Source organism: Micrococcus lylae, assembly GCF_900163825.1.
GTDB lineage: Bacteria > Actinomycetota > Actinomycetes > Actinomycetales > Micrococcaceae > Micrococcus > Micrococcus lylae.
Map to the genome: position 1 here is coordinate 1 of NZ_FUKP01000035.1, position 22795 is coordinate 22795.

At 72.3% G+C, this 22795-nt stretch carries 22 protein-coding genes; 17 read left to right on the top strand and 5 right to left on the bottom strand.

The window, feature by feature from the left end; translation table 11 throughout:
• The first annotated feature begins 134 nt into the window (after positions 1-134).
• The 7 genes from miaB to FM125_RS05150 all read left to right on the top strand — a co-directional run bounded on the left by miaB (position 135) and on the right by FM125_RS05150 (position 8421).
• Positions 135-1667 carry a tRNA (N6-isopentenyl adenosine(37)-C2)-methylthiotransferase MiaB gene (gene miaB / locus FM125_RS05120; RefSeq protein WP_087133850.1) on the top strand — a complete coding sequence of 511 codons (1533 nt, stop codon included), beginning with the start codon at positions 135-137 and terminating at the stop codon, positions 1665-1667.
• Positions 1667-2590 (top strand): tRNA (adenosine(37)-N6)-dimethylallyltransferase MiaA, encoded by a 924-nt coding sequence (miaA, locus tag FM125_RS05125; protein ID WP_087133851.1) that lies wholly within the window; start codon positions 1667-1669, stop codon positions 2588-2590. The genes miaB and miaA overlap by 1 nt, the downstream gene beginning before the upstream one ends.
• A gap of 151 nt (positions 2591-2741) precedes the next feature.
• Positions 2742-3917, top strand: a complete 1176-nt coding sequence (locus tag FM125_RS05130; protein ID WP_087133852.1) for a lysophospholipid acyltransferase family protein — start codon at positions 2742-2744, stop codon at positions 3915-3917.
• A gap of 71 nt (positions 3918-3988) precedes the next feature.
• Entirely contained in the window at positions 3989-6559 is a 2571-nt protein-coding gene (locus FM125_RS05135; RefSeq protein ID WP_087133853.1) for a PEP/pyruvate-binding domain-containing protein, read from the top strand.
• A gap of 111 nt (positions 6560-6670) precedes the next feature.
• A complete protein-coding gene (gene dapF / locus FM125_RS05140) occupies positions 6671-7600 on the top strand; it encodes a diaminopimelate epimerase (RefSeq protein WP_067189888.1) in 930 nt (309 codons plus the stop codon).
• A gap of 225 nt (positions 7601-7825) precedes the next feature.
• Positions 7826-8086, top strand: coding sequence for a type II toxin-antitoxin system RelE/ParE family toxin (locus FM125_RS05145; protein ID WP_067189890.1), 261 nt, complete (start codon positions 7826-7828; stop codon positions 8084-8086).
• A gap of 14 nt (positions 8087-8100) precedes the next feature.
• The gene (locus FM125_RS05150; RefSeq protein WP_067189892.1) at positions 8101-8421 is read left to right on the top strand and encodes a HigA family addiction module antitoxin; all 321 of its coding nucleotides are present in this window, start codon (positions 8101-8103) and stop codon (positions 8419-8421) included.
• Positions 8422-8554: 133 nt separating this feature from the next.
• On the opposite strand, the gene FM125_RS05155 is transcribed toward FM125_RS05150, so the two are convergent.
• Positions 8555-9190, bottom strand: coding sequence for a class I SAM-dependent methyltransferase (locus FM125_RS05155; RefSeq protein ID WP_067189944.1), 636 nt, complete (start codon positions 9188-9190; stop codon positions 8555-8557).
• A gap of 441 nt (positions 9191-9631) precedes the next feature.
• Here FM125_RS05155 and hflX point away from each other — a divergent pair, with 441 nt between their 5' ends.
• Positions 9632-11251: a GTPase HflX gene (gene hflX / locus FM125_RS05160; protein WP_087133854.1), complete on the top strand. Its 1620-nt coding sequence runs from the start codon at positions 9632-9634 to the stop codon at positions 11249-11251.
• On the top strand, positions 11251-13335 hold the full coding sequence (locus FM125_RS05165) for an ATP-dependent DNA helicase (RefSeq protein ID WP_067189896.1): 2085 nt from the start codon (positions 11251-11253) through the stop codon (positions 13333-13335). Before hflX ends, FM125_RS05165 begins: the two co-directional genes overlap by 1 nt.
• 89 nt (positions 13336-13424) lie before the next feature.
• Here FM125_RS05165 and lexA read toward each other — a convergent pair whose 3' ends face one another.
• Positions 13425-14177, bottom strand: coding sequence for a transcriptional repressor LexA (lexA, locus tag FM125_RS05170; RefSeq protein ID WP_070639357.1), 753 nt, complete (start codon positions 14175-14177; stop codon positions 13425-13427).
• 260 nt (positions 14178-14437) lie between these two features.
• Here lexA and FM125_RS05180 point away from each other — a divergent pair, with 260 nt between their 5' ends.
• The 7 genes from FM125_RS05180 to FM125_RS05205 all read left to right on the top strand — a co-directional run bounded on the left by FM125_RS05180 (position 14438) and on the right by FM125_RS05205 (position 19547).
• On the top strand, positions 14438-14806 hold the full coding sequence (locus FM125_RS05180) for a LysM peptidoglycan-binding domain-containing protein (RefSeq protein ID WP_087133856.1): 369 nt from the start codon (positions 14438-14440) through the stop codon (positions 14804-14806).
• A 256-nt stretch (positions 14807-15062) separates the two neighbouring features.
• Positions 15063-16169: a histidinol-phosphate transaminase gene (locus FM125_RS05185; RefSeq protein ID WP_087133857.1), complete on the top strand. Its 1107-nt coding sequence runs from the start codon at positions 15063-15065 to the stop codon at positions 16167-16169.
• Between the two features lie 142 nt (positions 16170-16311).
• Complete coding sequence (gene hisB / locus FM125_RS05190) at positions 16312-16893, top strand: imidazoleglycerol-phosphate dehydratase HisB (protein WP_174520637.1); 582 nt, start codon at positions 16312-16314, stop codon at positions 16891-16893.
• On the top strand, positions 16893-17552 hold the full coding sequence (gene hisH / locus FM125_RS05195; protein WP_067189907.1) for an imidazole glycerol phosphate synthase subunit HisH: 660 nt from the start codon (positions 16893-16895) through the stop codon (positions 17550-17552). Before hisB ends, hisH begins: the two co-directional genes overlap by 1 nt.
• Complete coding sequence (locus FM125_RS11950) at positions 17552-17707, top strand: hypothetical protein (protein ID WP_180525362.1); 156 nt, start codon at positions 17552-17554, stop codon at positions 17705-17707. The genes hisH and FM125_RS11950 overlap by 1 nt, the downstream gene beginning before the upstream one ends.
• Before the next feature lie 101 nt (positions 17708-17808).
• Positions 17809-18594, top strand: coding sequence for a bifunctional 1-(5-phosphoribosyl)-5-((5-phosphoribosylamino)methylideneamino)imidazole-4-carboxamide isomerase/phosphoribosylanthranilate isomerase PriA (gene priA, locus FM125_RS05200; RefSeq protein ID WP_087133858.1), 786 nt, complete (start codon positions 17809-17811; stop codon positions 18592-18594).
• Positions 18591-19547, top strand: coding sequence for an SseB family protein (locus FM125_RS05205; protein ID WP_087133859.1), 957 nt, complete (start codon positions 18591-18593; stop codon positions 19545-19547). Before priA ends, FM125_RS05205 begins: the two co-directional genes overlap by 4 nt.
• 90 nt (positions 19548-19637) lie before the next feature.
• Here the strand turns inward: FM125_RS05205 and FM125_RS05210 are convergent, their stop codons facing one another.
• From FM125_RS05210 to FM125_RS05220, 3 genes are read right to left on the bottom strand one after another with little or no spacing between them, the layout of a single operon-like run.
• Positions 19638-20093, bottom strand: coding sequence for a MarR family winged helix-turn-helix transcriptional regulator (locus FM125_RS05210; protein WP_087133860.1), 456 nt, complete (start codon positions 20091-20093; stop codon positions 19638-19640).
• 41 nt (positions 20094-20134) lie between these two features.
• Positions 20135-20854: a CE1759 family FMN reductase gene (locus tag FM125_RS05215; RefSeq protein WP_087133861.1), complete on the bottom strand. Its 720-nt coding sequence runs from the start codon at positions 20852-20854 to the stop codon at positions 20135-20137.
• Positions 20851-22002, bottom strand: coding sequence for an LLM class flavin-dependent oxidoreductase (locus FM125_RS05220; protein WP_087133872.1), 1152 nt, complete (start codon positions 22000-22002; stop codon positions 20851-20853). Before FM125_RS05220 ends, FM125_RS05215 begins: the two co-directional genes overlap by 4 nt.
• A gap of 119 nt (positions 22003-22121) precedes the next feature.
• Between FM125_RS05220 and FM125_RS05225 the strand changes: the two genes are divergently transcribed.
• Positions 22122-22754, top strand: a complete 633-nt coding sequence (locus tag FM125_RS05225; protein WP_087133862.1) for a hypothetical protein — start codon at positions 22122-22124, stop codon at positions 22752-22754.
• Positions 22755-22795 lie beyond the last annotated feature (41 nt).

Below are 22795 nucleotides of genomic sequence, written 5' to 3' on the forward strand. Positions count from 1 at the left end.
TCATGATTCTTACCGTTCCTCTCGGTACGGCTTACACAGACCATCTGACACGCCCGGAGAGGCCCGCTCGTCTCATCTCAGCCCGTACCCCGTGGCAAGAATCTCATGACCCACAACAACTAGAATGGCCTGCGATGACCACCACCGCTGACGCCCCGCAGACCCCCGCCGAGACCGCACCCATCGTGCCGGACAACACCGGCCGCACCTACGAGGTGCGCACCTTCGGCTGCCAGATGAACGTCCACGACTCCGAGCGCATCTCCGGCCTGCTCGAGTCCACCGGCTACAGGCCCGTCGCCGAGGGCGACCAGGCCGACCTGGTCGTCTTCAACACCTGCGCCGTGCGTGAGAACGCGGACAACCGTCTCTACGGCAACCTCGGCAACCTGCGGAACGTGAAGCAGGCCCACGAGGGCATGCAGATCGCCGTCGGCGGCTGCCTGGCCCAGAAGGACCAGGACGTGATCGTGAAGAAGGCGCCGTGGGTGGACGTGGTGTTCGGCACCCACAACATCGGCTCGCTGCCGACCCTGCTCGAGCGCGCCCGCCACAACCACCGTGCCGAGGTCGAGCTGCTCGAGTCCCTCGAGGTCTTCCCCTCCACGCTGCCCACCAAGCGCGAGTCCACCCATTCGGCGTGGGTGTCCATCTCCGTGGGCTGCAACAACACGTGCACCTTCTGTATCGTCCCGTCCCTGCGCGGCAAGGAGAAGGACCGCCGCCCGGGCGAGATCCTGCAGGAGATCAAGGCGCTGGTGGCCGAGGGCATCGTGGAGGTGACCCTGCTCGGGCAGAACGTGAACACCTACGGCGTGGAGTTCGGAGACCGCGGAGCCTTCGCCAAGCTGCTGCGCGCCTGCGGCGAGATCGAGGGGCTGGAGCGGGTGCGCTTCACCTCCCCGCATCCGGCGTCCTTCACGGACGACGTCATCGACGCCATGGCCGAGACCCCCAACGTGATGCCGCAGCTGCACATGCCGCTGCAGTCCGGCTCGGACAAGGTCCTCAAGGACATGCGCCGGTCCTACCGCTCCAAGAAGTTCCTGGGGATCCTGGAGAAGGTCCGCGAGCGCATGCCGCACGCGGCCATCACCACGGACATCATCGTGGGCTTCCCCGGCGAGACCGACGAGGACTTCGAGGACACCCTGCGCGTGGTGGAGGCCTCCCGCTTCTCCTCGGCGTTCACCTTCCAGTACTCCATCCGCCCCGGCACCTCCGCCGGAGAGATGGAGGACCAGGTGCCCAAGCAGAAGGTGCAGGAGCGCTTCGAGCGCCTCGTGGCGCTGCAGGACCGCATCTCCGCCGAGGAGATGAAGACCCTCGTGGGCACCCGCCAGGAGCTGATGGTCACCGAGCAGTCCGGATCCAAGGCCGGGGAGACCGGCCGCCTGGCCGGCCGTGCCCCGGACCACCGGCTGGTGCACTTCTCGGTGCCCGCCGGCTGTGAGACCCCGCGCCCGGGCGACTTCGTGACCGTCACCGTCACGGACGCCGCCGCGTTCTTCGCCATCGCGGACCCGACCGCCGAGGACTACCAGGTCCGCCGCAGCCGGGCCGGCGACGCCTGGGACCGCGCACAGGCCGAGTCCTGCGGCGTGCCCACCCCGGGCGCCGGCGGCGCCACCAGCCTCGGCATGCCGTCGCTGCGCCCGCGCTCCTGATGTCCTCCGGCACCCAGGCGAGCCGGCAGCGCCCGGTGATCGCCGTCGTCGGGGCCACGGCCACCGGCAAGTCGGCACTGGCCGTGACGCTGGCACAGCGCCTGGACGGGGAGGTCGTCAACGCGGACGCCCTGCAGTTCTACCGGGGCATGGACATCGGCACCGCCAAGACCATGCCGGCCGAGCAGCAGGGGGTACCGCACCACCTGCTGGACGTCCTGGACGTCACCGAGGAGGCCTCCGTGGCCGCGTTCCAGGCGCAGGCACGGGAGCTGTTCGCGCAGATCCGCCGGCGGGACAGGACCCCGATCCTCGTGGGCGGCTCGGGCCTCTACGTCCGCGCCGCCCTGGACGTGCTGGAGTTCCCGCCCACCGATCCCGCGGTGCGTGCCGAGGTGGAGGCCGAGCTGGCCGCGCGGGGAGCGGCAGCCCTGCGGGCCGAGCTCGCCGCGGTGGATGCGGCCTCCGCGCAGAACGTGAAGGACGAGCGGCGCCTGGTGCGCGCCCTGGAGGTCCACCGCATCACCGGCCGCCCCTTCAGTGCGTTCCTGCCGCAGCGGCAGACCCACCCGGACGTCGCGCCGGCGGTGCAGATCGGCCTGCAGATCGACCGGGCCGTGCTGCACGAGCGCATCGCCGCCCGCGTCCACGCCATGGTGGACGCCGGGCTCGCCGAGGAGGTCCGCCGCCTGGAGTCCGCCGGGCTGCGGGAGGGCAGGACGGCCTCGCGGGCCATCGGCTACGCCCCGTTCCTGGCCGTGCAGGACGGGGAGATCACCGAGGCCGAGGCGATCGAGCAGACCATCGTGGCCACCCGCCGCTTCGCCCGCCGCCAGGAGACCTGGTTCCGCGCCGACCCGCGCGTGCACTGGGTGGAGGCGCTGGCCGAGGACGTGGTGGAGCAGGCGCTGGCGGTGCTCTGACTCGTCGCGGGACTGAGCTCGTGCCCCGGGCGTCCTCTCCTGCACAGCCGCCCTTCGCTCTGAGCGCATCCCCGGAGCGCTCCCTGCGGTGGCGCCGCTCACACAGGCGCCGCTACGGTGCTGGAAAGCAGAGGGAAGGAGCGGAAGCGTCATGGCCTTCAGCACACCGAAGCCCGGCAGCGCCTCCAGCGCATGGCACCGCGGCCTGGTGACGACGCTCGGCACGGTCGCCTTCGGCCGGCCCCGGATCCTGGGAGAGGTCCGCCCTGCCCGTGCCCTGCGCCGCAGCCCGCGCGGCCCGCGCCGCTCGCGCAGCACCCGGCCCACCGACGACGGCCACCGTCCCCGCCTCTACCTCGCCAGCCACCGCAACGGCGCCATCGACGGCTGCGCCCTGGCCTCCGCCGCCCCCGGCGCGCAGTTCCTCGTCTCGGCCCAGCTGCTGCGCCATCCGCTGCTGCGCCTGCTGTTCACCGGCATCCCCGTGGTGCGGCCGAAGGACGTGGAGCGCTACGGCATGGACCCGGCCGAGGTCGCGGACCCGGTGACCGCCGGGGTGCGCCACCTGGCCGCCGGGGGAGACCTCGTGGTCCTGCCCGAGGGCACCTCCGAGTGGTCGCACGCCCCGCAGCCGTACCGGAAGGGCGCCGCCCGGATCCTCGCCGCCTGCCGAGCCCAGGGCGTGGACGTGGAGGTCGTCCCGGTGGGCCTGTTCTACTCCGCCCCGGACCGCTACCGCTCCCGCGTGGAGGTCCTCCTCGGGGGCCCTGTCCCGCTTCCTGACGACGGCACCTCGGCGTCCGATGCCGCCTCGCCTGAGCCGTCGCGCGCCCCGGTGCCCGGCGCCGGCGGAGCGCCTGACCCCGCCGAGGTCGACCGCATCCACCAGGTGCTGTCCACAGCCTTGGACGAGGTGTCCGTGGACTGCCCGGACGATCAGTCCTTCCACGCTGTCCTCACGGCCGCCGGCGCCGACGCCCGCGCCGCAGAGGGCTTCACCGAGTCCTTCCTGCACCATCAGCGTCAGGCTCGCGCCGGCCGCCCGCCGCTGCCCGGAGCCCAGGCGCCGCGCTGGCCGCGGGTGCTCGGCCTGACCCTGCAGGCTCCGATCGCCCCGGTCCTGCTCACCGCCTGGGCGGTGGGGAAGAAGGCGGACGCCGTGAACACCGTCAGCTTCTTCCGTGTGCTCGGCGGCACGGCCGCCGCCCTGCTGTGGGCCCCCGTGCTCGCCGGGCTCACCGTGGCCAAGCCCGCTGCAGGTGCCGCCGCGCTGGCCTCGAGCGCCGCCGGGTGGGCACTGCTCGGTGTGAACCGCTGGCGGCTGTAGCCCCGAACCGTCCGCCGTCCGCCCCGCCTGTTCCTCAACCAGACGCCCGACCCGCCACCAGGAGAGACGCCATGGCCCTGATCATCGACTTCCACCACGAGGACGCCGCCGAGCTGGCCGTGTCCGGAGGCAAGGGCGCGTCCCTGGCCCGGACGGCCCGTGCGCTGCCGGTGCCGCCGGGGCTGATCGTCACCGCCGAGGCCTACCGGGACCTGGTGAAGGACATCGCACCGGACCTGCGGGCGGTCCTGGCCCGCCTGGACGCCGGCGAGACCGACGTGGACACCGCCGCCGCCGAAGCCCAGGAGCTGATCCTGGACGCCGAGGTCCCGGAGGCCTGGCGCAGCCAGCTCGCCGCGCTGATGGAGCAGTCGGGGCTGGCAGACCACGCGGTGGCGGTGCGGTCCTCCGGCACCATGGAGGACCTGCCCGGCGCCGCCTTCGCCGGGCAGCACGACACCCACCTGGGCGTGCGCGGCGTGGAGGACGTGCTGGCGAAGGTGCTGGCCTGCCACGCCTCGCTCTGGAACGCCCATGCCATGCGGTACCGGCAGCGGCTCGGGGTGGACCATCTCGAGGCGGCCATGGCCGTCGTCGTGCAGCAGATGGTGGAGGTGGGCGCCGAGGAGGCGGCCGGCGTCGCCTTCTCCGTGGATCCGGTGCGCGGGCAGATGGGGCACGTGCTGATCAACGCGGCCTTCGGCCTGGGCGAGACGGTCGTCGGGGGAGAGGAGCCGGTGGACGAGTACATCGTCGCCCGCCAAGGGCACGAGCAGGTGGCCGAGACGATCGCGGAGAAGCCCCACGCCCTCGTCTCCCTTCCCGACGGCGGCACGAAGGAGGTGGACCTCTCCGCCGAGCACGGGGCCCGCCCGGCCCTCACCGAGGACCAGCGTGCCGAGGTCGCGGACCTGGCCGTGGCCGCCGAGGTGCACGCCGGGTTCCCGCAGGACATCGAATGGGCGTACTCGCAGGGGCGGCTGTTCCTGCTGCAGTCCCGCCCCGTCACCCGCGTGGCCGCCCGGCTCACCCGGGACGAGTCCGCGGAGCGGTTCCCCACGCCGATCGCCCCGCTGACCTGGGACCTGGTGGAGGACGGCTTCCACCGCTCCCTGAACCACTCCTTCGACCTCATGGGCCTGCCGCCGTTCGACGACAAGTGGTTCGTGATGAAGGACTCCTGGATCTACGGCAACCAGACCGCCGTGGAGCTCTACGCGGACCGGCTGCCGCTGCGCATGCTCACGGACGCCGAGTCCCTCGAGGCCGCCATCCCGGAGATCATCCGCGACTACTCCTGGGTGCAGCAGCTGCCCCTGCAGTGGGCCCGGGACCTGGACACCTACCTGCTCGCCCTCGGCCGGCTCGACGCCGTGGACCCGGACGCACTGGACCTGCCGGCCCGCTGGGAGCACGTCAAGGCCATCGCCGCCGCCGGCAACGCCTACTTCCTGCCGAACATCGCCATCTCCCTGACCCAGCGCACCCTCTACGGCGCCCTGCAGCGCATGCTGTCCATGGCGCTGAGCACGGAGCAGGCGCAGCAGGTGTTCGAGCAGCTCCTCTCCGCCACGGACACCAAGACCAGTCAGGTCAACGCCGAGCTGTGGGAGCTCTCCCGCACCCTGCGCGCCACCCCGGAGCTGCTGGACGCGCTCGCCGCGGACGGTGCGGCCGCCGTGGTGGACCGCCTCGAGGCGTGGCCGGAGTTCGCCGCCGCCTTCACGCGGTTCCTGCAGCGGCACGGCCACCGTGAGCTCGACTTCGACGCCTACCATCCCACCTGGGTGGAGGCCCCGCACATCGTCCTGGACCAGATCCGCCTCATGGCCGACAGCGAGGACGAGGACCACGCCGCCGCGGACCGGCGGGCGAAGGTCACCGCCATGGAGACCGAGCTGGCCGTGCTGGCCGAGGTCCCGGACCCGCTGCGCTACCTGGTGCAGGAGGTCATCCGCCTGGCCCGCGAGTACACCGCCCTGGACGACCTCGAGCACTATCAGACCACCCGCATGAGTCCGATCCTGCGCCGCGCCGTCCGCTCCCTCGGCGCCGGCCTGTTGGACGAGGGCGTGCTCAGCGACCCCATGGACGCGTTCTTCCTGCCGGTCGCGGACCTGGACGCCGCCTTCGGCGTCACCGGCGAGGGGCACGACGACGGCCACACGCCCTCGGACGGCGAGGGCGCCGCCGTCGGGAAGCAGGATCTGGCGCCGCTGACGGCGGTGGCCGCCGAACACAAGGCGGCCTACGAGGCCGCGTGCGCGGGCACCCCGGACTGGGTGTGGGGCGAGTCGGAGGCCGAGCAGGTCGACGGCGACGCGCTGGTGGGTGCCGCGGGCAGCCCGGGCTCGGTGGAGGGGGAGGTGTTCCTGGTGCACGGGCCGGAGGACTTCGCGTCCTTCCCGTCCGGGGCGATCCTCGTGGCCCGCACGACCAACCCGGCCTGGACCGCGCTGTTCTACCAGGCCTCCGGCGTCATCACGGAGTCCGGCGGCGCGCTCTCCCACGGTGCGGTGACCGCGCGCGAGCTCGGGCTGCCGTCCGTCATGGCGATCCGCGGCGTGATGCAGCGGCTGGAGAACGGGCAGAGGGTGCGCGTGGACGGCTCCGCCGGGACGGTCTCGCTGCTTCAGGAGTGAGGGCCGGGACCAGGGCCGGCGGCGTGCGGGGACATCCCGAGCCGACGGCCGACGGGGACATCCCGAGCCGGCGGCCGTCCCGGGTCGGCTGCGGCCCCTAGACTGGGCGGCATGAGCAAGCACCGTGCCGCCCTCGACGCCCTGTCCGGACTGACCTTCGCCAAGGGGCACGGCACCGGGAACGACTTCGTCCTGATCGCCGACCCGGACGGCACCGTGGCCCTTGAGGCCGAGAAGGTGGCCGCGCTGGCCGACCGCCACCACGGCATCGGCGGCGACGGCGTCATCCGTGCGGTGCCCTCGAAGCACCTCGCCGAGGGGCAGGCTCTGCTGGCCGAGCATCCGGACGCCGAGTGGTTCATGGACTACCGCAACGCGGACGGCTCCGTGTCCGAGATGTGCGGCAACGGGGTGCGCGTGTTCGTGCACTTCCTGGTGTCCGAGCAGCTCGTGCCCCTCGAGCCGGGGCAGACCCTGGCGATCGGCACCCGCGCCGGCGTCAAGCACGTGACCCGCCTGGACCACGGCTACGCCATCGACATGGGTCCGTGGAGCTACATCGACCCGGAGCTGGCGCAGGAAGCGGCGTCGGACTCCGTGGTGGAGGCCGCGGGCCTGCAGGATCCCCGTCCGGCGCTGAGCATCTCCATGGGCAATCCGCACACCGTGGTGCCCGTGCAGTCCTTCGAGGACCTGGCCGAGCTGGACCTGACCCGCGCCCCGCACGTGGAGCCGGCCCCGGAGGGAGGCACCAATGTGGAGTTCGTGGCCGCCTTCGAGCCGATGATCCGCGACGGCGTCGGCCGGGTGAAGATGCGTGTGCACGAGCGCGGAGTGGGGGAGACCCGGTCCTGCGGCACGGGCGCCTGCGCCGCCGCCACCGCGATGCGCGCCTGGGCCGGCACCGAAGGCTGCGACTCCTGGCTCGTGGAGGTCCCTGGCGGCCTGCTGGCCGTCGACTTCCTCGCCCACGCCGACGGCACCGAGCACGTGGTCCTCGCCGGCCCGGCCGAACTGGTCTTCCGCGGCACCCTCGGCTGAACCCCTGGCACTTTCGTTCGGGAAACCGTCGAGTCCCGGAGCGCTTTCGTTCGGGAGAACGTCGCGTTCCGGGGTACTTTCGTTCGGAAGAACGTCGGGTTCGTCGTGCAGCCAACCCGACGCTCCTGCGACCGCCCGGCTGTGGGGCAGCGGGGCCGTCGCGCAGACGGCGAAGGTTTTCCACACCCGACCCATCCATGACGCAGAGCGTTATACTCCGAGTGCATGATCAGATCGTTCGGAAGCAAGGACACCGAGCGCATCTGGCACGGGGCCTACGTGAAGCGCATCGATCGAACGGTGCAGCGCGCGACCCTGAGGAAGTTGGAGATGATCAACGCCGCCCATGTGGTGGACGATCTCCGGATTCCACCGGGGAACCGCCTGGAACAGCTCGTCGGTGACCGACGTGGTCAGTACAGCATCCGTGTCAATACGCAGTGGCGGCTCTGCTTCGTCTGGACTGCTCTGCTTCGTCTGGACTGAAGGAGGAGCGGAGGATGTCGAACTCGTCGACTGCCACTGACCTGGACCTGATCGAGCCCGTCCATCCGGGCGAGATCCTCTTGGCGGACTTCATCCAGGGCTTCGACCTGTCTCAGAACCGCGTGGCGGTCGCCCTGGGCGTCCCGCCGCGCCGCATCAACGAGATCGTCCTCGGCAAGCGCGGCATCACCGCCGACACCGCCATTCGGTTGGCGCGCTACTTCGGCACATCGGAACAGTTCTGGATGAACCTTCAGGTCGACTACGAGCTGCGCATGCAGCATCGGGTGCTCGACGGGCAACTCGAGGAGATCCAGCCCCTGCAGGTCGCTTGAGCCCTCGGCGCCTCCCGCCCCGTCGGTGCTCGGTCTCTTCGTCGAATGCAGGTGTTCCGAGACTCGACGCTCTCCCGAACGAAAGCGCTCTGGAACTCGACCGTTTCCCGAACGAAAACGCTCGGGGCGGCGATCAGCTCTTCCTGCTCACCTTCAGGATCCGGAAGCCCTTCACGCTGTCCGCGCGCTCGGCGGTGAACTCGCTGGGCGCCCGCTGCTGGAGCATCGTGCGGATCCACGGCAGCAGCGAGTCCGCCCCGAGGTTCTTCTGCACCACCAGCCACGCCTGCCCGCCCGGGTTCAGCGCCGGCAGCCACCGCTGCAGCAGCGCATGCAGAGCCGGCTTGCCGATGCGGATCGGCGGATTGGACCAGATCAGGTCGAAGCCGGCATCCTCGGCCACCTCCTCCGGACGCACCGCCGTCACGTTGCCCGCGCCCACGGCGGCGGCGTTGTCCCGGCACAGCGCCAACGAGCGCTCGTTGACCTCCACCGCCGTCACCGTCGCGGCCGGGGACTGCAGCGCCATGCTCAGGGCGATCGGACCCCAGCCGGCGCCCACGTCCAGGAACGATCCCTCCGCCGGCGGCTGCGGCACCACCGACAGCAGGGCGCCGGTGCCCTTGTCGATCCCCTCGGGGGAGAAGACCCCGTTCGCGGTCTGCACGCGCACCTGCCGCCCGGCCAGCTCGACGCTGATCGTGCGGCGGCGTTCGGGGGTGCCGGGGTCTGCGGAGAAGTAGTGGGCGCTGCTGGTCACGGCCACGATCGTACCGGCGCCCCGTCCACAGCCCTGGCGGCCTCGGCGCCCCACCGGGACCCGTCCGCGGACAGAGCGGCCGGCGAACGGGCGCCCCGTGCACACCAGGCGCCGGATCGGTATGCTGTCCTGCATGTTCCTGATGTACGTCTGAGCCCACGGCTCGAGCACCGCTCGCCGACAGCTCCGCCCCGTCCGCACCCACCCGGTGCCGCCCGTGCGCGCGCCCCGCGTGCCGCGGCTCACGGAGGCGACCAGGAACCCCCGCATGCCCGAGCAGGAGTAGGCGACCGTCCGTCGTCGTCAATCTCCTCCTGCACAGGGTGCGCCGCTTCCACAGCCTGTCGCTCCGGCGGTCCACCGCAGAGACCACCCACTACGCTTGAGACCCGGGCCCGCCGGCGCCCGCGCGGCACCGAAGCCGCCGCCCCGGCCGGCCCAGAGGAGACCATGACCCAGAAGAACAGCCACACCCCGGACGTCGACCCCCAGCAGCCGGGGGATGACGACATCCAGGCCGTCATCGACCGCATCCTCGCCACCCACGGCGGCGCTCAGGACCAGACCCACGACGACGGCCGCTCGCCGGCGGCCGCCGACCTCGCCGCCGAGGACGGCCCGGCAGAGCGTGGCTCCGCCCTGTCCGGCCGGGCGCTCGCGCTCGACGACGGCGGCCATGGGCACACCGGCTACGACGGCGACCAGGACGAGCTCGCCGAGCGCAACGCCCTGCGCCGCGTCGCCGGGCTGTCCACCGAGCTCGAGGACATGTCCGAGGTCGAGTACCGCCAGCTCCGCCTGGAACGCGTGGTGCTCGCCGGCGTCTGGAGCGAGGGCACCGCCGAGGACGCCGAGAACTCGCTGCGCGAGCTCGCCGCGCTCGCCGAGACCGCCGGCTCCGAGGTCCTGGACGGCGTCATCCAGCGCCGCCACACCCCGGACCCGGCCACCTACCTGGGCAAGGGCAAGGCCCAGGAGCTGCGGGAGATCGTCGCCATGACCGGCGCGGACACCGTGGTGGTGGACTCCGAGATCGCCCCGTCCCAGCGCCGTGCGCTCGAGGACCTGGTGCGCGTGAAGGTCATCGACCGCACCGCCCTGATCCTGGACATCTTCGCCCAGCACGCGAAGTCGCGCGAGGGCCGCGCCCAGGTGGAGCTGGCCCAGCTCGAGTACCTGATGCCGCGCCTGCGCGGCTGGGGAGAGTCCATGTCCCGCCAGGCCGGCGGCCGCGCCGCCGGCGGCGAGGGCATCGGCTCCCGCGGCCCCGGCGAGACCAAGATCGAGCTGGACCGCCGACGCATCCGCACCCGGATGGCCAAGCTGAAGAAGGACATCGCGGGCATGAAGCCGGCCCGCGAGGCCAAGCGCGCCAACCGCCGCCGCAACAGGGTGCCCTCGGTGGCGATCGCCGGCTACACCAACGCCGGCAAGTCCTCCCTGCTCAACCGCCTCACCAAGGCGGGCGTGCTCGTGGAGAACGCCCTGTTCGCCACCCTGGACCCGACCGTCCGCAAGGCGGTCACCCCGGACGGGATCGGCTACACCCTCTCGGACACCGTGGGCTTCGTGCGCAACCTGCCCACCCAGCTGGTGGAGGCCTTCCGCTCCACCCTGGAGGAGGTCACGGACTCGGACGTGATCCTCCATGTGGTGGACGCCGCCCACCCGGACCCGGAAGGGCAGATCGCCGCCGTGCGCGGGGTGCTCGCCGAGGTGGACGCGCAGAAGATCCCGGAGATCATCGTCCTGAACAAGGCGGACGCGGCAGATCCGGCCGTGATCGCCCGCATCCGCGCCAAGGAGCCGCACACCGCGGTGGTCTCCGCACGCACCGGCGAGGGCATCGAGGCGCTGGAGCAGCTGATCGCGGACACCATCCCGCGGCCGAACGTGCCCATGGAGGTGCTCATCCCCTTCACCCACGGCGAGCTCGTCTCCCGCCTGCACTCCCCGGACGCGGAGATCCTCTCCGAGACCTATGAGGAGGGCGGCACCCGCATGCACGTGCTCGTCCGGCCGGATGTGGCCGGGGAGATCGAGGCCTACCGCGTGGACCGGCAGGACTGATGGGGACGCAGCAGAGCACCCCGCGCACGGACCGCGAGCGCGAGGCCCTCGCGCTGCTGGACGCCGCCGTGGAGGCCACCGGCGGCCAGCATCGCGAGGGCCAGCGGGAGATGGTCCTGCAGGTCGCTCGGTCCCTGGAGTCCCGGCGGCACCTGCTGGTGCAGGCCGGCACCGGCACCGGCAAGTCGCTGGCCTACCTCATCCCGGCGCTGCAGCACGCCATGGAGCAGGAGGACCCCGTGGTGGTGGCCACCGCGACCCTCGCCCTCCAGGCGCAGATCATGCGCCGGGACGCGCCCCGGCTGATCGAGGCCCTCAGGGACGAGCTCCCGCGCGAGCCGGTGGTGGCCCTGGTGAAGGGCCGTTCCAACTACCTGTGCCGACACAAGGTGGACGGCGGCTACCCCGGGGACGAGGACGCCGAGACCCTCTTCACCGTGGCGGACGACGGCGGCATGCTCTCCACCGAGGCGGATGACGAGTCCGGTCCCACCACCTCCCTCGGGCGCGAGGTCGTGTACCTGCGCACGTGGGCCGAGCAGACGGAGACCGGCGACCGGGACGACCTCGAGGTCCCCGTCACGGACCGCGCCTGGCGGCAGGTCTCGGTCTCCGCGACCGACTGCCTCGGCGCCTCCAAATGCCCCGTGGCCGAAGAATGCTTCTCCGAGCGCGCCCGCGCCAACGCCGCCGACGCGGACGTGGTGGTCACCAACCACGCGATGCTCGCGATCTCCGCGTTCGAGGGCCTGGCCGTGCTGCCGGAGTACTCGGCGGTGATCGTGGACGAGGCCCATGAGCTGCAGGACCGGGTCACCGGCGCGGTCACCGGGCAGCTGTCCGGCTCGATCGTGCTGGGAGCGGCCACGTCGTTGCGCCGCCACGGCACCGTGGCCGTGGAGGACCTCGTCGCGGCCGCAGCGAGCCTGGACGCCGCCTTCACCCCCTGCCCCTCCGGGCTGCTGGCCACCGGCCTGGACGACGCGCAGGAGACCGCGCTCAACGCCGTGCTCGCCGCCGTCCGGCAGTGCCTGTCCGACCTCGGCACCGGCAAGGAGACCGAGACCGACGGCGGCCGTCAGATGGCCCGGGCCCGCGCTCTGGACGTGCTCGAGGTGACCGAGCGGATGCTCGCCGCACGGCCCGAGGCCGACTTCCCGGAGGTCGTCTGGGCCACCCGTCCCGGCCACTTCGAGCCCGGAGTCGGCTGGCAGCCCGGCAACGAGGAGGACCCGCCCCAGCTCTACGTGGCCCCGCTCTCGGTGGCCGGCAAGCTGCGCGAGGGGCTGTTCGGCGCCGCCACTACTGTGCTCACCTCCGCCACCCTGACCGTGGGCACGGGCGAGCGCCGCTTCGACTCCGTGGCCGGGGACGTGGGCCTGGCCGGACCGGACGCGCCGAGGTTCACGGTCGCGGACGTCGGCAGTCCCTTCGACTATCCGCGGCAGGGGGTGCTCTACGTGGCCCGCCACCTTCCCAAGCCGGGCCGCTTCGCCTCCGAGGAGTCCCTGGACGAGCTCGAGCGGCTCATCACCGCCTCCCGCGGCGGGGCGCTGGGCCTGTTCTCCTCCCGCCGGGCCGCCGAGGACGCCGCCGAGGCCATGCGCCGCCGGTGCGGGAAGGACATCGAGATCCTCTGCCAGGGCGACGCCACCCTCTCCGCGCTGGTCAAGCAGTTCGCCGAGGAGCCGGACACCTGCCTGTTCGGCACCATGAGCCTCTGGCAGGGCGTGGACGTCCCGGGCCCTTCGCTGCGCCTGGTGGTGATCGACCGCATCCCGTTCCCACGTCCGGACGACCCGCTCTCCCTGGCCCGCACCCGTGCGATCAGCAGCCACGGCGGCAACGGGTTCATGGCGGTCTCCGCCACCCACGCCGCCATCCGCCTGGCCCAGGGCGCCGGCCGTCTCATCCGCTCCGTGCAGGACAGGGGCGTGGTGGCCGTGCTCGACTCCCGTCTGGCCACCGCCCGCTACGGCGGCTTCCTCGCCTCGGCCCTGCCGGACTTCTGGCGCACCACGGACCCGACGGTGGTGGAAGGCGTCCTCGGCCGCCTCGCCGCGTCCGTGGATCAGGACGGCTGACGCCGCCTTCCCGACGACGGCTCCTCACCTGCACGAAGCCCCTCACCCGGATTCCGGGTGAGAGGCTTCGTGGCGCCGGGCGGTGCGGCTCAGAGGGCGCGGAGCACGGTGACGACGCGGCCCATGATCGTGGCGTGGTCTCCCAGGATCGGCTCGTAGGCGGTGTTCTGCGGCAGCAGCCAGGTGTGGCCGTCGCGCTGACGGAAGGTCTTCACGGTGGCCTCGTCGTCCAGCAGGGCGGCGACGATGTCCCCGTTCACGGCGGTGTTCTGGCGGCGGACCACCACCCAGTCGCCGTCGCAGATGGCGGCGTCCACCATCGAGTCGCCGGAGACCTTGAGCATGAACAGCTCGCCCTCGCCGGTGAGGCGGCGAGGCAGTGCCATGACGTCCTCGACCTGCTGGTCGGCGAGGATCGGCCCACCGGCGGCGATGCGGCCGACCCACGGCACGGGGACGGAGTCTCCCTCCTCCGTGCCGGTGTGCCATGTGGGCAGCGCCGAGACCACGGCGTCGCCGTCGGCGGACGTCGCGCCGGCTGCGGCCTCACCGGCGGCCTCACCGGAGGCGGCCAGGAGTGTCCCGTCCTCGTCCCGCAGCACCTCGAGGGCACGGGGGCGGCCCGGGTGGCGGCGCAGGTAGCCGAACTGTTCGAGGCGGGTGAGCTGGTGCTTCACGGAGGAGAGTGAGCCCAGGCCGGCGGCGTCGCCGATCTCGCGCATGGACGGCGGGTAGCCGTGCTCGGCGATGGACGCGCGGATAGTCTCCACGATCGCGCGCTGGCGCGGCGTGAGGGTCTGCGGCGTCCCGGTGGGGTGCTCAGGGGGCTGAGGAGTGGCCATGGCGGTCCGTTCCTGCTCGGCGGCGTCGGCGGTGTTCCCTATCGTGTCCGCCCCTCGTGGTCTGCTGTCCGGCGTCACCTGGAGAGGGTCGTCCATGGGTGGAACCCGTGGCTCGACCGTAGCCCAGGAGACCGACCGGTTCAAAGATATGTTCGAACTCGGCATGGCGTGTCTCGAAGGCGTGTGCTAGAAAAGTGTTCGAACAGATCGAACGGATGTTCGAACAGCCTGCTCGGCAGGTGGAAAGGCAAGGCAGCACCATGAACGCTCGCCCCCGCTCCGTCACCCGCACCGGCACCGTCCAGGCTGCCGACTGGCGGCTGAACCGCCGCGGCCGCTTCGTCCTGCGCGGCCTGCCCGTGATGGTGCTCGCGGCCGTGCTCACCGCTCTGGCAGCCACGGCCCTGTCCATCACCCTGTCCCCGGCGGCCGTGTCCTCCAATCAGGCCGGCGCGGAGCTGGAGAAGGTCACCGTGATGCCCGGTGACAACCTGTGGGACATCGCCGGCCGTGTGGATCCGGCGGCCGACCGCTTCGCCACCATGGAACGCATCACCGAGCTCAACGGCCTCGAGGGCCGCACCCTCGAGACCGGCGACGACCTCTTCGTGCCGGCCATGGTCGACTGACCCGTTCGTGCCGGCCATGGCCGACTGACCCGCCCGTGCCGGCCATGGCCGACTGCCCCGGCTGGATCCCTGCACGTCGTGCCCCCCGATCCCTTCATGTCCTCCTCTTGCGCGGGAACGATCCCGCGGCTCCCGGCTGATCACAGGCCTGCTCCAGACCCCGCCGCCGCCCGGCGTGCTTCCCCCTCTGTCGCTGCCCGCGCCCTCGGGCGTCACGCGGCGGCCGCCGGCGGCGGCGGTTCCTAGACTGATCGCCATGACCGATCTGGACGCCCTCCCGCTCCGCGAGTCCCTGAAGGGGCAGAGTCCTTACGGTGCGCCCCAGCTGGACGTCACCGTCGCGCTGAACACCAACGAGAACACGCATCCGGTGCCTCCGATCGTGGCCGACGCCATCGTGCAGTCGGTCGCCCGGGTCGCCGGCGGTCTCAACCGCTACCCGGACCGTGAGTTCGTGGAGCTGCGCGAGCGTCTGGCGGACTACCTCGGCCACGGCCTCACCCCGGAGCACCTCTGGGCGGCCAACGGCTCCAATGAGGTCCTCCAGCAGATCCTGCAGGCCTTCGGCGGCCCGGGCCGCTCCGTGCTGAGCTTCCTGCCCTCCTACTCCATGTATCCGCTGCTGGCCTCCGGCACGGACACCGAGTTCATCGACGGCGGCCGCGCCGCGGACTACACGCTCTCCGCCGAGCACGCCGCGGCCTGCATCCGCGGCCACCGCCCGAACCTCGTGTTCCTGGCGTCCCCGAACAACCCGACCGGCACCGCGCTGTCCCTGGACACCATCCGCGCCGTCTACGACGCCACGGAGGAGGTCGGGGCCGCGGGCGGCCCGGCCGCCATGGTCGTGGTGGACGAGGCCTACGCCGAGTTCGCCCTCGCCGGCACCGAGCCGGCCCTCACCCTGCTCGAGGGCCGACCGCGCCTGGTCGTCACCCGCACCATGTCCAAGGCCTTCGCCCTCGCCGGCGTCCGCCTCGGCTACATGGCCGCGGACCCGGCTGTCTGCGACGCGCTTCGCCTTGTGCGCCTGCCCTACCACCTCTCCGCCGTGAACCAGGCGACCGCCAACGCGGCCCTGCAGCACGTGGACGCGCTCCTGGAGACCGTGGAGGAGATCAAGGTGCAGCGCGACCGGATCGTGGACACCCTCCGTGACTACGGCCTCACCCCGGCCGTCTCGGACTCGAACTTCGTGTTCTTCGGCGGCCTCGAGGACGCGCACGCCGTCTGGCAGGGCCTGCTGGAGCGCGGCGTGCTCGTCCGGGACGTGGGCATCCCGCACCATCTGCGCGTCACCGCCGGCACCGAGGAGGAGACCACCGCGTTCCTCACCGCGCTGGCCGAGGTGCTCGGCCGCTGAGACCGAGGCGGCACCGCACCGCCCGCCTCCGTACGATGGGAGGCGATTCCCCGAACCGCCCGATCGCCCGGCCCGTCGCCGGCGACCGCACCCAGAGAGGACCGCCGTGGCAGCAGAGCTCGTCTCCGGACGCCGCGCCCGCATGCAGCGCACCACCAGCGAGTCGGACGTGTACGTCGAGATGGACCTCGACGGCACCGGCACCGCCGAGATCTCCACCACCGTGCCGTTCTACGACCACATGCTCACGGCGCTGTGCAAGCACTCGCAGATGGACCTGACCGTCCGGGCCACGGGCGACACCCACATCGACGTGCACCACACGGTCGAGGACGTCGCCATCACCCTCGGAGAGGTCCTCAAGGCCGCCCTCGGGGACAAGCGCGGCATCCGTCGGTTCGGCGAGGCGTCGGTGCCGCTGGACGAGGCGCTGGCGCGCGCCGTCGTCGACGTCTCCGGCAGGCCGTACCTGGTGCACGAGGGCGAGCCGGAGGGGCAGCAGTACCACCTGATCGGCGGCCACTTCACCGGCTCCATGACCCGCCACGTGTTCGAGTCGATCACGTACCACGCCTCCATCTGTCTGCACATGGACGTGGTGCGCGGCCGGGACCCGCACCACATCGTGGAGGCCCAGTTCAAGGCCTTCGCCCGCGCCCTGCGCGCGGCCGTGGAGGACGACCCGCGCGTGAACGACATCCCGTCCACGAAGGGCGCCCTCTGATGGCGAGCCCGACCTCCGTCCCCGGCGTGAGGCCGACCGTCGCCGTCCTGGACTACGGCTCCGGCAACGTCCACTCCGCCGTCCGTGCGGTCGAACGCGCCGGCGCGACCGTGGAGCTGACCGACGACGCGGACACCGTGCTCAACGCGGACGGCCTGCTCGTCCCCGGCGTCGGCGCCTTCTCCGCCGTGATGGAGGCGCTCGCGGCCTCCGGAGGCACCCGCTGGATCGGCCGCCGCGTGGCCGGAGGCCGCCCCGTGCTCGGCATCTGCGTGGGCCACCAGGTCCTCTTCGACGAGGGCGTGGAGCACGGCGTGCGCACCGAGGGCATGGGGGAGTGGCCCGGTCTCGTCGAGGAGTTGCAGGCGGACGTGCTGCCGCACATGGGCTGGAACACCGTCCGCCCGCCCGAGGACACCGTGCTCTTCCGCGGCGTCGAGGACGAGCGGTTCTACTTCGTCCACTCCTACGGCGTGCTGAGGTGGCAGTTCGACCAGTCCATCTCCGCCATGAAGCCGCCGCAGGTCACATGGGCCCACCACGGCACGGACTTCGTGGCGGCCGTGGAGAACGGGCCGCTCTCGGCCACGCAGTTCCACCCGGAGAAGTCCGGGGACGCCGGCCTGCAGCTGCTGGCCAACTGGCTGGGGTCCCTCTGATGCCGTACTGGTCCATCCTCTACCTCGGCCTCGGCGGCATCCTGCTCGGCGCCGCCTGGTCGCTGCGTTCCCAGCGCGCCCCATGGTGGGCCGCCGCGATCGCGCTGGTGCTCGCCGTGATGGCGATCGCCGCGGCGTTCCTCACCGTCCCCTGACGGGGCTGCGGGCTGTGGGCCCGCCTGATGAACCACGACGACGGCCGCCCACCTGTGGTGTCCGTCCCACCCCCTGAACCCCCGAAGAAGGGATCACCCCCATGACCTCCTCCCGCAAGGCCCTCGAGCTGCTCCCGGCCGTGGACGTCCAGGACGGCCAGGCGGTCCGCCTCGTCCAGGGCGAGGCCGGCTCCGCCACCGGCTACGGCGACCCGCTGGCCGCCGCCCTGGACTGGCAGAACGCCGGCGCCGAGTGGATCCACCTGGTGGACCTGGACGCCGCCTTCGGCCGCGGCGACAACCGGGACGTGATGAAGCGCGTCGTCGAGGAGCTGGGCGTGAAGATCGAGCTCTCCGGCGGCATCCGGGACGACGCCTCCCTGGAGAACGCCCTGGCCATGGGCGCCACCCGCGTGAACCTCGGCACCGCGGCGCTGGAGGACCCGGAGTGGACCGCCCGCGTCATCGAGCAGTACGGCGAGCAGATCGCCGTCGGCCTGGACGTGCGCGGCACGGTGCTGGCCGCCCGCGGCTGGACCAAGGAGGGCGGGGACCTCTGGGAGGTCCTCGAGTGCCTCGAGCAGGCCGGGTGCTCCCGCTACGTGGTCACCGACGTGACCAAGGACGGCACCCTCAAGGGCCCGAACACGGAGCTGCTCGCCCAGATGTGTGCCGCGACCACCAAGCCGGTGGTGGCCTCCGGCGGGATCTCCTCGCTGGAGGACGTCGCCGCCCTGGCCGCCATGGTGGACCAGGGCGTGGAGGGGGCCATCATGGGCAAGGCCCTCTACGCCGGCCGCTTCTCCCTGGAGCAGGCGCTGGCCGTGGCCGCCGGGACCACCGTGGACGAGGCCCGTGCCGCGCACCCGTTCGAGGCCGACGAGTGACCGGCGGGGACACCGAGCACACCGTCGACGTCCCGCAGCCGGGCAGCCGCGAGCTGCCGGGCCACATCCGCGCCGCTCTGGACCGGATGCGGGAGAAGACCGCGGGGGAGAACACCGCGGACACCGCCGGCGTCCCCTGGCAGGGGCGGGACCTCTCCGGGCCCGGCCTCGAGGGGTCGAAGAACCCGTTGCACGTCTTCGACGAGGACGACGGCACCAGCCCGGCCGAGTGGACCGAGGTCATGGCTCAGCTGGAGACCAGCGAGGCGGACGAGACGCACGTGACGAAGGTCCTCTCCGGGATCCGCGTCTTCGCCGCCGTGGTGCCGACCCTGGCCGTGGACGAGTCCGACGTGCACGACCATGCGGACCACTCCGGCCACGAGCACGACCTGTCCGAGGGGGACAAGGCCGCCGACGTCGCCCTGGTGACCATGCGCGCCGCCGACGGCCGGCAGGCGCTGCCCGTCTTCACCTCCGTCCCGGCGCTGACGGCCTGGAATCCGCAGGCCCGGCCGGTGGCGGTGTGGATGCCGCGCGCCTGCCTGTCCGCCGTGGACGAGGGCTGTGAGCTTGTGGTGGTGGACGCCGGTGCCGAGCACACCTATGTGGTGCGCCGCCCCGCCGTGTGGGCGCTGGCCCAGCAGAAGGACTGGACCCCGTCCTACTGGGATCAGGAGATCGCCCAGGAGATCGGTTCCGTCGCGGACCTTGTTCCCGGTCTGCTGAACCTGGGCCTGGCACCGGGCACCGGCGTGGCCACCGAGTCCGCCTCCGGCACGGTCATGAACGGCGGCGGCTCCGGCCCGGAGCTGCAGGTCGTCGCGATGCCGGAGAAGGGGGCGGACGAGACCTCCGTGCGCCTGATGACCACCACCCTGCGGATGCTGCTGGCCGACCTGCCGCTGCTGGCCGAGCGGGCGGACTCCGTGCAGATCACCGTGCGCCGCTGAGCACACCGGGTGCGGGGCCGGAACGGGTGTCTGTCCACCGCCAGGGCATGGCCGTCGCGCAGGCTGCCCGCGCGCCGGGACCTCGTACGGTCAGGACAGGTGGCGGCCGAGGCGGGCGAACACCCGTGCCAGGACGGCCAGGTCCTGCTCGGACAGAGCGTCGAGGAAGAGCTCGTCCACGTCGCGGGCGTGCAGGACGGCCGCACGCCGGAAGGCCTGGGCGCCGGCATCGGTGAGGGACGCCTCCTTGCCGCGGCCGTCGTCCACGGCGTCCTGCCGGACGACCAGCCCGCGCCGGGCCAGTGACCCGATCAGATAGGTCAGCCGGGACGGTGAGAACACGAGCTTCCGGGCGAGTTCGCCCATCCGGAGCCGGCGCTCCGGGGCCTCGGTGAGCAGGAGCAGGACGTTGTAGTCCGCCAGGGACAGGCCCGTCTCGGCGCGCAGCGACTGCTCGAGGCGCTGCGTCAGCATGGCACTGGACTCGAAGTAGGAGCGCCACACGTCGCGGCGGCCCGACGGCCACGGGGCATCGACGGAATCCATGGTCCTCCTCCCGGCTCTGACGGTTCCGTGCCCTGCCGGTGTCAGGGCCTTCCCAGTATGGCCGCGAACGGTGTCTCGGTGGGGGAGGGTGCCTGTGCCGTGGGCATGTCCGCAGTCGGCAGCCTCACGGAGGCCTCGGGCGGGCGGGGTGCGGCCCGCTCCCGCAGCACCGCATGGGCCAGGTCTGCTCCGGCGCCTGCGATGCGCACGTCGAGGGCCCCGGCGCCGTCCGCCGCGGCCGGTCCACCGCCCCAGTCGTCCGTCGCGGCGAACACTCCGCGCGGCAGGGCCGTGGCCCCCAGCTGGGCGAACAGCGGCCGCAGGGAGGTGTCCAGCACGAGGCTGTGGCGGGCCGTGCCGCCGGTCGCGGCCAGCAGGACGGGCACGCCCCGGAGCGCCCCGTCCTCCACGAGCTCCCAGAACGCCCGGCTCATCCCGGCCATGGAGGCCTTGTAGGTGGGGGCGACCACCACGAGGGCGTCGGCGGCGAGCACCGTGTCCAGCGCCCTGTCCAGGTGTGGTTCACGGACCGTGCCCAGATGGGCCTGTGCCACTGCCGTGGCGAGCGGGCGCAGAGGCACCTGGGCCGTCTCCACATCGAGGCCGTGGGCCTCCAGCTCCCGTCGGGCGGCGTCGTGAAGGCGCGTGGACAGGCGGGTGGTGAGGGACGGCTCGCCCATGCCGCCGGACACGGCGGTCAGCCGGACGGGCGCGTCGGAGGCGTGGGACGCCGTCGGGAAGGAAGGGGTGTGCATGCTCATGCCTCCGCCGCCGCGGCGCGCTCGTGACCGGCAGGAGAGTCCGCTGTCCCGCCGGGCACCGGAGCCTGCCCGCGGCGGGCCCGCTCCACGAGGAAGGCGTGGGTGGGTGCCTCGGGGACATCCGACGGCTTCCGGGCGGCGAACTCCCGGCGCAGTGTCGGCAGCACGTGTTCGCCGAACAGGTCGATCTGCTCCAGCACCACGTCCGTGGGCAGGCCGGCGTGGTCGATCAGGAACATCTGGCGCTGGTAGTCGCCCACCCATTCGCGGAACTCGAGGGTCCGCTCGATCACCTGCTGCGGGGAGCCCACGGTGAGCGGGGTCAGGCGGCTGAACTCCTCCAGGGACGGGCCGTGGCCGTAGACCGGGGCGTTGTCGAAGTAGGGGCGGAAGCGGCGCACGGCCTCCTGGGAGTCCCGGTGCATGAAGGCCTGCCCGCCCAGGGCCACGAAGGCCTGGTGGGCGGCGCCGTGGCCGTAGTGCTCGTATCGCTGGCGGTACAGGCGGACCATGCGGATCACGTGCTCCTTGTTCCAGAAGATGTTGTTGTGGAAGAAGCCGTCGCCGTAGTAGGCGGCCTGCTCGGCGATCTCGGGGGAGCGGATGGAGCCGTGCCAGACGAACGGGGCCACGCCGTCCAGAGGCTGCGGGGTGAGGGTGAAGTCCTGCAGCGGCGTGCGGTGGCGGCCGGACCAGGTGACGGACTCCTCATGCCAGAGCCGGTGCAGCAGGTGGTAGTTCTCCACGGCCAGCTCGATGCCCTGCCGGATGTCCTTGCCGAACCACGGGTACACGGGGCCGGTGTTGCCCCGGCCCAGGGTGAGGTCCACCCGGCCGTCCGCAAGGTGCTGCAGGTAGGAGTAGTCCTCTGCCAGGCGCACCGGGTCCATGGTGGTGATCAGGGTCGTGGCGGTAGACAGGATGATCCGCTGCGTGGCCGCGGCCAGGTAGGACAGCAGGGTCGGCGGGTTGCCGGGCGCCACGAACGGTGGATTGTGGTGCTGGCCCGTGGCGAAGACGTCGAAGCCGGCCTGTTCAGCGTGACGGGCGATCCTGACGGTGTCCTTGATGCGCTGATGCTCGGTGGGAGTGGTGCCGGTGGTGGGGTCGGTGGTGATGTCGCCGATGGTGAAGACGCCGAACTGCATGGTGCTCACGCTCTCCTTGGGGCCGGGCGGAACTTGTCCAAAACTGAACTATGCGGTCCAACGAGGCGGAGGGGCGGGGTATTCCCTGGTATCGGGCGGGGAAGGGCATAAAGATGGGCATGGCCTCCCGTGTCTTCGACCCCGCAGGCGGACGCCCCCGGCCGCGGGCCTCGGATGCCTGGGTGATGGAGGGCACCGCCGAGGGGCAGACCCAGCGGACCCTGGTGCTGCCCCGTCTGGCCCTGGACGTCTCGGGCGAGGTCCCTGTGCAGGACGTCGAGGGGCGCGTGATGGGCCGGGTCCGCATCCAGGACACCCCCGGCACCGAGAGGCTGTCCTGCGCTCGCGACCTCACCATGTGGGAGGCCGACGGCACCTTCGCCTTCACTGCCCGGGACGTGCTGGGCCTGGACCGCTGCGTGGTAGAGCTCATGGACGCCGGGGGCCGCCCGCTGGCCGTGGTCCGGCGCTCCCGTACCCTGGCCGGGGTGGAGGTCGTCACCGAGGTCCGCGACGGCACTCGCCTGGTGCTGCACGGCGACGCCCTGGAGGGCTCCTACCACCTCACTGCGGGCCCCGGCGTGGCCGCCGCCGTGCGCACCACGGCTCCGGGCCACCCTGAGTGGACCGAGGGGGTCACCCAGGTGGTCGTCGCGATCGACCCGGTCGCCCCGCGCATCGTGCGCCTGGCCATCCTGGGCACCATCCTGGCCCTGGACCTCACCCGTACCGCGGCGCAGATGCGCGTCTGAGCCGCCCCGGCCCCCCGCGGGAGCCCCAGGGTGCGTTGCCC

Excerpts from the sequence above, each read along its gene's own strand:
- miaB (WP_087133850.1), top strand. The coding sequence starts at position 135 with ATGACCACCACCGCTGACGCCCCGCAGACCCCCGCCGAGACCGCACCC.
- miaA (WP_087133851.1), top strand. The coding sequence starts at position 1,667 with ATGTCCTCCGGCACCCAGGCGAGCCGGCAGCGCCCGGTGATCGCCGTC.
- FM125_RS05130 (WP_087133852.1), top strand. The coding sequence starts at position 2,742 with ATGGCCTTCAGCACACCGAAGCCCGGCAGCGCCTCCAGCGCATGGCAC.
- FM125_RS05135 (WP_087133853.1), top strand. The coding sequence starts at position 3,989 with ATGGCCCTGATCATCGACTTCCACCACGAGGACGCCGCCGAGCTGGCC.
- dapF (WP_067189888.1), top strand. The coding sequence starts at position 6,671 with ATGAGCAAGCACCGTGCCGCCCTCGACGCCCTGTCCGGACTGACCTTC.
- FM125_RS05145 (WP_067189890.1), top strand. The coding sequence starts at position 7,826 with ATGATCAGATCGTTCGGAAGCAAGGACACCGAGCGCATCTGGCACGGG.
- FM125_RS05150 (WP_067189892.1), top strand. The coding sequence starts at position 8,101 with ATGTCGAACTCGTCGACTGCCACTGACCTGGACCTGATCGAGCCCGTC.
- hflX (WP_087133854.1), top strand. The coding sequence starts at position 9,632 with ATGACCCAGAAGAACAGCCACACCCCGGACGTCGACCCCCAGCAGCCG.
- FM125_RS05165 (WP_067189896.1), top strand. The coding sequence starts at position 11,251 with ATGGGGACGCAGCAGAGCACCCCGCGCACGGACCGCGAGCGCGAGGCC.
- lexA (WP_070639357.1), bottom strand. The coding sequence starts at position 14,177 with ATGGCCACTCCTCAGCCCCCTGAGCACCCCACCGGGACGCCGCAGACC.
- FM125_RS05180 (WP_087133856.1), top strand. The coding sequence starts at position 14,438 with ATGAACGCTCGCCCCCGCTCCGTCACCCGCACCGGCACCGTCCAGGCT.
- FM125_RS05185 (WP_087133857.1), top strand. The coding sequence starts at position 15,063 with ATGACCGATCTGGACGCCCTCCCGCTCCGCGAGTCCCTGAAGGGGCAG.
- hisB (WP_174520637.1), top strand. The coding sequence starts at position 16,312 with ATGCAGCGCACCACCAGCGAGTCGGACGTGTACGTCGAGATGGACCTC.
- hisH (WP_067189907.1), top strand. The coding sequence starts at position 16,893 with ATGGCGAGCCCGACCTCCGTCCCCGGCGTGAGGCCGACCGTCGCCGTC.
- FM125_RS11950 (WP_180525362.1), top strand. The coding sequence starts at position 17,552 with ATGCCGTACTGGTCCATCCTCTACCTCGGCCTCGGCGGCATCCTGCTC.
- priA (WP_087133858.1), top strand. The coding sequence starts at position 17,809 with ATGACCTCCTCCCGCAAGGCCCTCGAGCTGCTCCCGGCCGTGGACGTC.
- FM125_RS05210 (WP_087133860.1), bottom strand. The coding sequence starts at position 20,093 with ATGGATTCCGTCGATGCCCCGTGGCCGTCGGGCCGCCGCGACGTGTGG.
- FM125_RS05215 (WP_087133861.1), bottom strand. The coding sequence starts at position 20,854 with ATGAGCATGCACACCCCTTCCTTCCCGACGGCGTCCCACGCCTCCGAC.
- FM125_RS05220 (WP_087133872.1), bottom strand. The coding sequence starts at position 22,002 with ATGCAGTTCGGCGTCTTCACCATCGGCGACATCACCACCGACCCCACC.
- FM125_RS05225 (WP_087133862.1), top strand. The coding sequence starts at position 22,122 with ATGGCCTCCCGTGTCTTCGACCCCGCAGGCGGACGCCCCCGGCCGCGG.